We start from the raw sequence: 10,873 nt of genomic DNA, 5'->3' as shown, positions 1-10,873 counted from the left end.
TGGCATCAGACAATGCCTCCTGCAAGCTACCGCTACGCTGTTCCAAAAGAATGGTACGAGAAATACGCTGCGCGCCGCTACGGATTCCACGGAACTTCATTCCTCTACACAGCAAAACGCGCTTCTGTTCTTCTTCACAAAGCGCCAAAAGACACAAATGTAATCATCGCCCACGTTGGAAACGGCGCTTCTATGTGCGCAGTCAAGAACGGCTGCTGCTTTGACACATCAATGGGAATCACACCGATTGAGGGACTCGTTATGGGAACCCGCACAGGCGACGTTGACGTTACTCTTCCTTTCTATATCATGCGCCAGACTGGAATGACTGTTGAAGAGATGGACAACGCTTTGAACAAGAAATCCGGACTTCTCGGACTCACAGGACTTTCTTCTGACCGCCGCGACATTGCGGACGCTGCTGAAAAAGGCAACAAGGACGCGCAGCTCGCAGTTGACATGGAAGTTTACCGCCTCAAAAAATACTTTGGAGCTTACATGGCTGCTATCGGCCCTGTAGACGCGATTGTCTACACAGCAGGCGTTGGCGAGCACTCTGCTTTGATCCGCGGACGCGCTCTCGAAGGTCTTGAGTGGATGGGCGTAAAAATCGACCCAAAAAAGAACGAGCTTGCAAACACAGGCAACGCTGAGACTTGCATTTCTGCCGACGACTCAAAAGTAAAGGTTTTCGTAATTCCTACAGACGAAGAGCTTGTCATGACAGAAGATGCATTCGCAATCATGAACGGAACATACGATGTTCACACAAACTTCACATATTCTTTCCAGGATCCAGCTTACAGAAACAAGGCGCGCGAGGCTGCACTTGTAAAGGAACTTGAGAAGAATCCAGAACTTGCAAAAATCATCGTAAGGCCGTAGTTTAATTAAAAACTGCGCTAAAAACGCATAATTTTTTACTAAAAAAATGGCTGTCTGAACCTGTGGCAATTAAAAAAAAATCCACAAACTTTCAGACAGCCTTTTTTATAAAAAACAAACTGTTTTATAAATTTATCTCTGGCAAGCCCCTTGACGGATTTTTTCTGCAACAAGTTCTCCGCAAAGAAGTTCAACAAATTTCATTGCAAACTGTTCGGCAGTTCCAGGTCCGCGCCCCGTAAGCACATTGTTATCTAAAACAAACGGAACATTTTTTATGTGAGTTGAATTTTCGGTCAATTCTTCAGCTTTTAGCGCACTTCCACACCATTTATCAAGTTCTTTTTCCATCTCCGGATAGCATGTCCATTTTCGGTTAGCCAAAATTCCAGTTGGAGCAAGAACAACAGCAGGAGCAGCACAAATTGCAGCAACAACTTTTCCACCTCGCGCCATTCTAATCGTAAAAGTAAACAAAAACTGGTTATCTGCTAAGTTTTTTGCTCCAGGCATTCCGCCAGGAAAGTAAATGGCATCGGTCAATTCACCGTCCAGTTTTCTTATGTAATCTTTAAGCAGAATATCAGCAATAACAGGAATTCCATGACTGCCTTTTACAACAATCTGCTCATCAACACAGCCGTCTTCCGGCACGCTAACAGTCGTAACATTTTGACCAGCACGACGCAAATAATCAACAACCGTCAGAGCTTCGATTTCTTCAAACCCTGGCGCAAGAAAAACAGAAATATTCATAGGCTCATTCTACCACAAAACATTTTTTACAGCAAAATTCGTTCAAAAAATTTTGTCAAAAAAAATCCCCGAAAAGCTTCTGCCTTCCGGGGAAATTTTCCATTTTTTAACTGAACTCTATTTTTTTAGTTTTGTTCTGAGTCAGCAACAGGATTGTTCCAAAAATCGTATCCAATTGAATAGATGCGCTTTCCAGAGAAATAATCTGCTGTAAGTTTTACGATAATTCCGTTCAAAATGAGAAGAGAAATAATATTTGGAATTGCCATTAGTCCGTTTACGATGTCGGCAATTGTCCAAACAGCGCTTACAGTCATATAAGGACCGATAAAAATAGCGGCAATATAAAGCCAACGGTAGATTTTTACTGGAGCCATTTTTCCTTTAGAAAGATATTCGATACAGCGTTCTGAATAATAATCCCAGCCCAATATTGTCGTAAATGCAAACAAAATAAGGCAGGCCATCAAAACAAACGAAATTACAACGCCAGGAATGCGTGGAAGCAAAGCGTGGAATGCAGCGTTTGTAATTGCAAATCCCTGGAATTTTTCAGGGTCAAGAATTTCAGGATTCAAAATTCCACCGATTACAATTGTAAGACCTGTGATTGTACAGATTACGATTGTATCAAAGAAAGTTCCAGTCATTGAGATAATTCCCTGCTGAACCGCATAATCAACCTTTGCAGCAGAAGCAGCAATTGGAGCTGAACCAAGTCCGGCTTCGTTCGAGAAAATACCGCGGGCAATACCTTTCTGCATTGCAACAATCATTGCGCCTACAGCGCCACCGGCAACAGCCTTAAAGCCAAATGCGCCCTGGAAGATTCTCTCAAAAGCCTCTGTAACATGAGAAATATTGCAAGAAACTGCAAAAACACCAAACACAAAATAAACAACAGCCATTGCAGGAACAATTACAGCCGCAACATTTGAAATTCTTTTAAGACCGCCAATGATTACGAGCGCGGCCAAAATTGCAAGAACAATAGAAGCAATTACTACAACAACAGAATATGTTCCAATTCCAGGAATTGAAACAGTAGCGAGAGCGGCACCGCCGACAACAGTAGAAGAGAATGTTTCAACTGCGGTCGTGATTGAATTTACCTGACTGAAAGTTCCGATTCCAAACAAACCAACCATAGTTCCGAAGATTGCAAACAAAATTGCGAGAACTTTTCCAAGACGAGGGAATTTTGCGCCAACTCCTTTTTCACAAGTGTAGAAAGGACCGCCGAGAATATGGCCGTCTGCTTTTTCTTCACGGAAATGAATAGCTAAAAGACATTCAGAATATTTTGTGGCCATTCCCAAAAGCGCGGCAAGCCACATCCAGAAAAGCGCACCAGGTCCGCCAAGCGCAATGGCGGTAGCAACACCGACAATGTTTCCAGTTCCAATTGTTGCAGAAAGCGCAGTACAAAGGCTCTTAAAAGAAGAAAGTTCTCCTCCCTCTTTTGAATCAGATTTGCGGAAAATAGATTTAATTGCAAATTTGAGCTGAGAGAACTGAACGCCTCTAAGCCTAATTGTCAAAAAGATGCCGGTTGCAAGAATCAGAATTATGAGAGGAAGTCCCCACACAAAACCGTCAATAGCATCTAAAACAGAATTGATTTTTGTGAACACCGATGAAGTCATAGTGTTCTCCTTGAGAATAAAAAATCCCTGCAAAACTAGCGCAGAGAAAAAAATAGAGCCTGTCTCATCGGGCAGGCTCTCTAGAGTGAGTAGAACTTTTTTAAGCTCCGTCCGTTTGCCTGAGATATCGGTTCTTATAACCTTAACCCTTCGGCGCCTTGCCACATTACAAGGACTCTCCAGAGAGATGGCTTAGGTACAACGCACCCGCCTTCATTTATAAGATTACCAATATGACAAGCTTTTTACAAGAGCTTTTATATTTTAACGATTAATTTTCCCTGTTTCCATCGCTATAATCATCGTCCTCAACAATGTCATCTTCTTCATCGTCATCATCATCGTCAGACTTTTCCCGCAGATACTTTTTCAGAATTTTTACAGCCTCGTCCTTTTCAATGTCAAATTCATCCATAAGTTCACGCACAATGTCGCCTTTGCTTACCAGCTCCTCTTCCAAAGCCTTGATGTAAGAAACATAGTAATCAAAATCGTCCAAATCATCATCGCCAGTAGTATAAATATCATCATCAAACATAATTCTTACCTCAAAACTTATGATAACATAAACAACGCCAAACTTGCATATAAAATCTTATTTAAAGGTGAGCTATTCTGGAGCGCAATTTTTTGTCAAACCCGTCTTTCGCAATTCCGCTTCCGCTCCATTGAGGCGGCAGCTTCGCAAAACTCAGCATCCGCCTCAACTTCGTTGCTACAGCCAGGGCTAATTTTTTTTGTTCATAAACAATTTTCTTCCAAAAACACAAATTGCGGATTTTCTGGTAATTTCAAAAAACAAAAACTCAGTTTAAAACAAAAAAACCGGGAGCTCATCCCGGTATGTATAAACGCCATACAAAACACATTTAGTCTGTTGGCACAATATTCAGTTCCTGCGTAACTGCAGGTAGATTATGTCTAGTTTTTGACCTCTAAAAGGTCTGATATTTTTGTCGGCAACATAAGCGTCTCCTCTACGTGCGGCCGGTGCTAAGTCCTCATCTCTTTCCTGACCACGATTTAATACTAACACGGTATTCCATGCCCGTAAAATAAAAAAATTGTTATAAAAAATCTATTTTTCTTTTTAAATTTCAGGCAGATTGTACTTTTTACGAAACTCTCTGGGAGAACAGCCAGTGCATTTTCTAAACGCATCGCCAAAATAATTCGCATCGGCAAAGCCACAGGCAAAAGCAATCTGCGTTACGGTCAGTTTTCCAGTTATAAGCATTTCCTGGCTTCGCTTTATGCGCACGTTTGTCAGGTATTCCTTAAAACCATAGCCTGTCACTTCCATAAATTTTCTAGAAAAATATGTGCTGCACATTCCTGCAATTCCAGCAGCCTCGTTAAGTGTAATTTTTTGCGCATAGTTTTCAAAAATAAATTTTGCAGCTTTCTGAACCGAAGCCGTCGTCTGATCAATAAGCTCTTCTTTTTTTATATTGCTTCCGTTGCGTCCAATCATAGAAAAAAGACTAAGAATCAGTCCGTGAATGTTCAAGCCGCTGTAAAAATCGCTTTTTTCTTTTTCTTTTAAAAGCAAATCCAAAACATAAAAAAATTCTCTTCTTTCTTTTCCAGAAAAGCTCATCTTTCCCAAAACCATAGTTTTTCCTAAAAAATTCGGCATAAGAAGACGCAAAAAAGGCTCGACAAATTCCTGAGTAAAACTCAAATTGACTCTTTCCGCCGGCATTTCTTTTTCATATTGATTTCTGTGCAAGGTTGACGGCGGAAGAATTACAATTTCGCCTTCATTCACAAAAAAAAGATTGTGGTCGACAAAAATTCTGCACTGTCCTTTTTTTACGCAGCAAATTTCAAAATACGGATGATAATGGCTGTTTCCCATCGAAACTTCTTTGTTCTTAAAAACTATGTCAAAATCCTTTACAGTGTCGCGGTAAAATGCGTTTCGTGCATTATCAAATACTTTCTGGTTCATTTTTTTACCGTTTTTTGATAATCATAAATTTTCTGTAGTTTAATGCAATCTTTCATAAAAATCACGCTTTTTTACATTTTATTTTGGCATATAATTTATTAAGGTTGTGTTAAAAAATCTAAATAATAAAATATAAAGGACGAAAAAAATGAGTGTTCAACTTTCAAAAAAAGACGAAAAATTCCGTGAATTTTCCCTAAACGGAAATATGTTTCATGTAATTCTTTATGTCTGCATTCCGCTCGCCCTGTACCAGAGCCTTACACAAATTTTTAAAGTCTTCGACACGATGATGGCCGCGCATATTTCTGCAACGGCAGTTTCTTCGGTTGCGTACATTGGCCAGATTCAGATTATGCTTTCCGCACTTGGAAGCGGTCTTGCAGTCGGCGCGAGCATAAAAGTAAGCGAAGCGTACGGTGCTGGAGACTGGGAACTCGTAAGCAAGAGAGTTTCCACAATGGTTGCAATGTGCGCAATTTTGGGCAGCGCAATTTTGCTCTTTCTTTTGCCGGCAGCTTCTGCATTTTTACGTTTTATGAAAACTCCTGAAGAATTTATTTTGATAGGAAGCACTTACTTTAGAATCGAAATTCTTGCGCTTGTAATAACATTTTTTAACAACATATACATTTCGATTGAACGCGCGCGCGGAAATTCAAAAAGAATTCTTTATATGAATATGGGAATCGTCGCCTCAAAGCTCGCATTGACGGCAATCTTCGTATATATTTTTCGTCTTGGAATTACAGCGATTGCAGTTGCAACCTTGATTTCGCAGCTGACGGTTCTTTTTACAGCAATTGTTGTAATGACAAAAAAAGGCAATCTTTTCAGTTTTTCGGCAAAAGCGGTTTCGTTTAAAAGTGAAATTGTAAATCCAATGCTCAAACTTTCAATTCCTGTAATAATCGAAAAAGCGGCTTTTGCAATGGGAAAAGTAATCGTAAATTCAATGTGCACGGTTTATGGACCGCAGACAGTCGGCGCCCTCGGAATTTCTAACAACATCGGCGGAATTACGACTATGCCTCAAAATGGTTTTCAGGAAGGCGGAAGCGCCGTAATAAGCCAAAACCGCGGAGCCAAAAAATTTAACAGGACAATCAAAGCCTTTTGGTGCGAACTTATCTGCAACCTTATCATTGGAGTTGTTTTGATGAGTATTTCCCTTTTGTGCCTTGAACAGATTTCGAAATTTTTTGCAGGAGACAACCTGAAATTTCAGGAAATGATAAAAGGAATTTACCGTTGGGAAGCCTGGGGCGCAATTCCTCTTGGAATAAACGCTTCGGTTCTGTCGCTCATGTACGGTTTTGGAAAAACAAGAATAACGCTTTTTATGAATTTTTGCCGAATTTTTGTTTTCCGGGTGCCAGTTTTGATTATTCTTCAGAAATTTACAAATTTCGGAAGCGAATCCGCCGGAATCGTAATGGGAATAAGCAACTTTTTGAGCGGAATGCTTGCGGTAATTCTCGGTGTATGGATTTTTATAAAAATTAAAACAACTGAAAAACCTGAAATTTAATTTTTTAAGTTTTTCTTACGCCGGATGCGGCGGGCTTTAGTTGCGGCTGTCAAAAATGAATATCAAACTGTTGATGTTTTTTTTTGCAGAAAATATGTTCGCAGACACAAAAATTGACAGCCGCAATGCGCGCGAGCAAACCCAAAGCAGCCGGTTAGACAAAAAATTTCGTCCAGATAAAAATTAAGCGGAAAATGTATCGCTGTTTTCTGATTTTTCGGTCAGATGTTCACGTTCAAATCGTTTATAACCTTCTTTGTATGCGTGAAAAGCAATTTTTTTCATTTCGCTTTTTTGATTTATAGGAAGAACAAGGTTTTCAAAATGAGTCTTCCAATAATCGTCAAAGGCTTCTGCTACATCTTTCATAGATGGTTCCTCCACTTTTTTTTAAATTAAGCTATCATATTTTACAAAAAAAATAAAAAAGAGGTCAATAATCTGGTATGTTGGAATTATTTTTGTTAATTTTTATAAAATTTTGACCAAAATCTATTTTTTTTGACAGAGTTATTTTTATAAATTATTATATTTATATTAAAAATGTGTTAAAAAAATCAATTTTTTATCTTTACAAGTTTGCGTTGCAAACTTTCTTATCATCTGTTGTTTCTCACTTCGTTGCGAAACAATTTAAAAAGTCAATTCTAAAACTGAAGTTTTAATCTTGACTTTTTATGGGAGATTAAAATGAAAAAAAATTTAAAATCGGTTATTGCTGCAGCACTTATGCTTTCGGCAACATTTTCAATGCACGCTGCACGGGCTGGAAAAGTAATCTCAAGAGATTCTGCAAAAACAAAAACATCTGCTTCAAAAAAAACTGAATCACGCTCCCTCGAAATTACAGTTTCTCTGGCTCACAATCAGACCGCAGATGACAATCCTTACACTTTTGGCGCAAAAGCATTTAAGGACAAACTTGAGCAAGTTTCTGGCGGAGGAGCAACTGCAACTCTTTACAACGGAACTATGAGCGAAGACGAAGGCGAGCTTTTTAAAAAGCTCCAGAGCGGAGAAGCAAACATCGTAGTAATTTCTCCAGGATACCTTACGAGTCTTGGCGTCGCAGAAGTTGACATTTTCTCGCTCAACTATCTTTTTAACAATTTTGCGCACTGGGGAAAAGTTCTGGACGGTCCGTTCGGCTCAGAGCTTGCAGGAATCGTAAACCAGAAAACAAACGGCAAAATTCAGATTCTTGGATACTGGTCTGCCGGCGTAAGAAACTATTATGGTAAAAAACCAATTCATTCTCCAAAAGATTTAAAAGGCATGACAATCCGAATCGGAAGCTCGCCAGTTCAGCAGCAGTTCTGGAAAGGCTGCGGCGCAATTCCTGCTTCAGTCGGCTGGGGCGTTCTTTACGATGCTTTGAACACTGGAAAAGTTGATTCTGCAGAAAACGACTACACAAATATGAGCTTAAAAAATCATCACAAGGCAAAAAACGGAAAATATATCTGCGAAACAGAACACGACTTTACAACCCGCCTTATGCTTGTAAACGGAGATTTCTTCAATAAGCTTACTCCATCGCAGAAAAAGTGGATTGAACAGGCCGCCGCTTACGCTACACAGGTTGAACGCCAAAAGACTTTTGAACAGGCATCTGGTTCTAAAGCAAAAACTATTGCTGAAGGAGCAGTTGTTGTAGAAAACAGCGACATCGACACAGCAGCATTCAAAGCTATTGCTCTTCCTATTCAGGACGAGTTTGCCAAAAAGAATGGCATGGAACGCTTCCTTAAGATGGCGAGACAATAGTTTTTTATATGTAAGAGGATAAAAATGGCAAAAAAAGAACTTGACCGATTCGACACAAAAGCAAAACGCAACATGAAAATTTCTACAAAGTTAATGCTTTTTATCGGTGCAGGCGTAGTTATTAGTTCAATCGGTGTCTGCATTCTCTCGCTAGGAATTTTTAACAGCAAGATGATTGACAACACAATAGAAGATCTTAACCACACTGCAGACGGGGTTGAACTTTATATAACTTCGAGAGAAAACGATCTTTCTCACTACTCTAAACTTTTTGCACGCAATTCTGAACTTCTAAATGCAATTGAATACGATTCATCTTATGCGCTGCAGCACGCTGTAAAATCTTTTGTAGACGATTCGGAAATTGACTTTATGTTTGTAACAGATTCCCGCGGACGAGTATTAAAAGGCGGCGGCGCAAATGTTACAGACGGTGTAGACGTTTCGTACATTGGAACAGTTGCAAACGCTCTTTCTGGAGAGTCATCAATCGGAATTGAGGGCGTTGCAAATTTCAATTATGCAATAATCGCTAGCGAACCAATCTACATAAACGGGAAAATTTTTGGAACCGTTGTTACAGGATACGATCTTTCTACAACTCATATAATTGATTATATTGCAAGAAGTTATAACGTTGAATGCACTGTTTTGAAAAATGATATTCGCACTGCTACAACATTAAAGGATTCAGACGGCAACTCTCTCGCTGGAACTAAGCTCGACGACAGTTTTGTTGAAGAAACAGTTCTCCACGAAGGAAATGCATTTGCAGGACCTGTCGATATAAGCGGACGTTCGTACTACGGATATTATTTCCCGATTACATCAGGCGACGGAAAGATTACAGGAATGTTCTTTATTGCAAAGAGCATTGAATCAATCGAAGCAATCCGTGCAAAAACCGGAACAATCGTTATTCCAGTAGTATGTATCCTTTGTGCGCTCATCATTACAATCGGCGGATTTTTTGTACGCTGGCTTATGTGGCGAATTTATAATGTAACAAATACGCTCAAAGATATGGCAAGCGGAGATGCAGACCTTACAAAACGTGTAAAGCTGCTTATCCGCGATGAAATTGGCGATCTTGTAATTCAATTTGACTTTTTCTGCGACAAATTGCAGCAAATCGTAGGAGAAATAAAGAGTTCAAAAGAAACTCTTTATTCTGCCGGAAGCCAGATGTCCGAAACTACGACAGAAACTTCAAGTTCAATTTCAAATATAATTCAAAATCTTTCCAATATTCGAAATCAAATTTCGTTCCAAAACGACAGCGTACACCAAACGGCTAGTTCAGTTTCCGAAATTTCAAATTCAATTACGGTTTTGAACGATATGATTGAAAAACAGGTAAGCGGTGTAAACGAAGCAACTGCGGCGGTCGAAGAAATGGTTGGAAACATTGCAAGCGTAAACAGTTCTGTCGACAAAATGGCACTTTCATTCGAAGAACTTACAGCAAACGCACAGGCAGGTTTTTCTAAACAGCAAGATGTAAACGACCAAATTACTTCTATTGAGGGCCAGTCAAAAATGCTTCAGGAGGCAAACTCTGTAATTGCTTCGATTGCGGAACAAACAAACCTTCTTGCAATGAATGCGGCAATCGAAGCAGCGCATGCTGGCGAAGCAGGAAAAGGATTCTCCGTTGTTGCAGACGAAATTAGAAAACTTTCAGAAACTTCATCGCTGCAATCAAAAACGATTGGAGAACAACTCGACAAAATCCGCGATTCAATTACGAACGTTGTTTCTTCAGCAACAGAATCTGGCAAAGCGCTGGCTCTTGTTTCAAACAAAATTCATGAAACAGACCAGCTTGTTGTGCAGATTAAGGGCGCAATGAATGAACAGCAGATTGGTTCAGAACAAATTGTAAATTCTCTCAAAGACATGAACGAAAGTACAAACAATGTACGCTCTTCTTCAAAACAGATGGAAGACCGCAACGAAAAAATCATGAACGAAATCAACTCTCTAAAAGAGATTACGGTAAAAATGAGCGACAGCATGTCAAATATGAGCGAAGGGGCCGAAAGAATCAGCGCGGCAGAAGAATCACTTTCGGATATTTCGCACAAAGTGAAAGATTCTATCGACAAAATCGGTTCAGAAATCGACTTGTTCAAAATTTAACAGAATTACGTTCAGACGGCTTTATAAGCTTGTCGTAAAAAATTGACAAAACCAAAAATCAGTCAATAAAACTAACCTTCTAGAGTACACCTCCTAAAGAAGCACAAATAAAGTTTCTTGGGAGGTGTTTTTTTTGAATTTTCCAAAAACTCAAAGTTGAAGAAAGAATTTTGCAATTCCAAAGAAACCAAA

General features: G+C 39.5%; 9 protein-coding genes and 1 riboswitch. Of the genes, 4 read left to right on the top strand and 5 right to left on the bottom strand.

All coding sequences use genetic code 11. The features are described from left to right. A partial coding sequence (locus tag B4N75_RS00340; protein WP_296706264.1) for an acetate/propionate family kinase occupies positions 1–885 on the top strand: 885 nt, incomplete at its 5' end. 132 nt (positions 886–1,017) lie between these two features. Here the strand turns inward: B4N75_RS00340 and B4N75_RS00335 are convergent. The 4 genes from B4N75_RS00335 to B4N75_RS00320 all read right to left on the bottom strand — a co-directional run bounded on the left by B4N75_RS00335 (position 1,018) and on the right by B4N75_RS00320 (position 5,241). Further along, positions 1,018–1,641, bottom strand: a complete 624-nt coding sequence (locus tag B4N75_RS00335; protein WP_296706262.1) for a DJ-1 family glyoxalase III — start codon at positions 1,639–1,641, stop codon at positions 1,018–1,020. A gap of 125 nt (positions 1,642–1,766) precedes the next feature. Continuing rightward, a complete protein-coding gene (locus tag B4N75_RS00330; RefSeq protein WP_296669208.1) occupies positions 1,767–3,287 on the bottom strand; it encodes an alanine/glycine:cation symporter family protein in 1,521 nt (506 codons plus the stop codon). Positions 3,288–3,384: 97 nt separating this feature from the next. Beyond that, a riboswitch (glycine riboswitch) is annotated at positions 3,385–3,480 on the bottom strand. A 78-nt stretch (positions 3,481–3,558) separates the two neighbouring features. Further along, positions 3,559–3,825 (bottom strand): hypothetical protein, encoded by a 267-nt coding sequence (locus B4N75_RS00325; RefSeq protein ID WP_296669207.1) that lies wholly within the window; start codon positions 3,823–3,825, stop codon positions 3,559–3,561. A gap of 552 nt (positions 3,826–4,377) precedes the next feature. Next, positions 4,378–5,241 carry an AraC family transcriptional regulator gene (locus B4N75_RS00320; protein WP_296706260.1) on the bottom strand — a complete coding sequence of 288 codons (864 nt, stop codon included), beginning with the start codon at positions 5,239–5,241 and terminating at the stop codon, positions 4,378–4,380. A 148-nt stretch (positions 5,242–5,389) separates the two neighbouring features. Here B4N75_RS00320 and B4N75_RS00315 point away from each other — a divergent pair, with 148 nt between their 5' ends. After that, a complete protein-coding gene (locus B4N75_RS00315) occupies positions 5,390–6,772 on the top strand; it encodes an MATE family efflux transporter (protein WP_296706257.1) in 1,383 nt (460 codons plus the stop codon). A gap of 183 nt (positions 6,773–6,955) precedes the next feature. On the opposite strand, the gene B4N75_RS00310 is transcribed toward B4N75_RS00315, so the two are convergent. Further along, on the bottom strand, positions 6,956–7,141 hold the full coding sequence (locus B4N75_RS00310; protein WP_296706255.1) for a hypothetical protein: 186 nt from the start codon (positions 7,139–7,141) through the stop codon (positions 6,956–6,958). A gap of 321 nt (positions 7,142–7,462) precedes the next feature. On the opposite strand from B4N75_RS00310, the gene B4N75_RS00305 reads away from it, so the two are divergent. Both B4N75_RS00305 and B4N75_RS00300 read left to right on the top strand, forming a co-directional pair. Beyond that, positions 7,463–8,539 carry a TRAP transporter substrate-binding protein gene (locus B4N75_RS00305; protein WP_296669201.1) on the top strand — a complete coding sequence of 359 codons (1,077 nt, stop codon included), beginning with the start codon at positions 7,463–7,465 and terminating at the stop codon, positions 8,537–8,539. 24 nt (positions 8,540–8,563) lie between these two features. Next, a complete protein-coding gene (locus B4N75_RS00300) occupies positions 8,564–10,681 on the top strand; it encodes a methyl-accepting chemotaxis protein (protein ID WP_296706252.1) in 2,118 nt (705 codons plus the stop codon). Positions 10,682–10,873 lie beyond the last annotated feature (192 nt).

The sequence above is a fragment of the Treponema sp. UBA7570 genome (assembly GCA_002477955.1).
Taxonomy (GTDB): domain Bacteria; phylum Spirochaetota; class Spirochaetia; order Treponematales; family Treponemataceae; genus Treponema_D.
Note: the sequence above shows the minus strand (reverse complement) of the source record. Positions and strands in the feature narration are given on the sequence as shown.

Coding starts and splice junctions, on each gene's coding strand:
- B4N75_RS00325 (WP_296669207.1), bottom strand. CDS start 3,825: ATGTTTGATGATGATATTTATACTACTGGCGATGATGATTTGGACGAT.
- B4N75_RS00310 (WP_296706255.1), bottom strand. CDS start 7,141: ATGAAAGATGTAGCAGAAGCCTTTGACGATTATTGGAAGACTCATTTT.
- B4N75_RS00300 (WP_296706252.1), top strand. CDS start 8,564: ATGGCAAAAAAAGAACTTGACCGATTCGACACAAAAGCAAAACGCAAC.
- B4N75_RS00335 (WP_296706262.1), bottom strand. CDS start 1,641: ATGAATATTTCTGTTTTTCTTGCGCCAGGGTTTGAAGAAATCGAAGCT.
- B4N75_RS00320 (WP_296706260.1), bottom strand. CDS start 5,241: ATGAACCAGAAAGTATTTGATAATGCACGAAACGCATTTTACCGCGAC.
- B4N75_RS00315 (WP_296706257.1), top strand. CDS start 5,390: ATGAGTGTTCAACTTTCAAAAAAAGACGAAAAATTCCGTGAATTTTCC.
- B4N75_RS00305 (WP_296669201.1), top strand. CDS start 7,463: ATGAAAAAAAATTTAAAATCGGTTATTGCTGCAGCACTTATGCTTTCG.
- B4N75_RS00330 (WP_296669208.1), bottom strand. CDS start 3,287: ATGACTTCATCGGTGTTCACAAAAATCAATTCTGTTTTAGATGCTATT.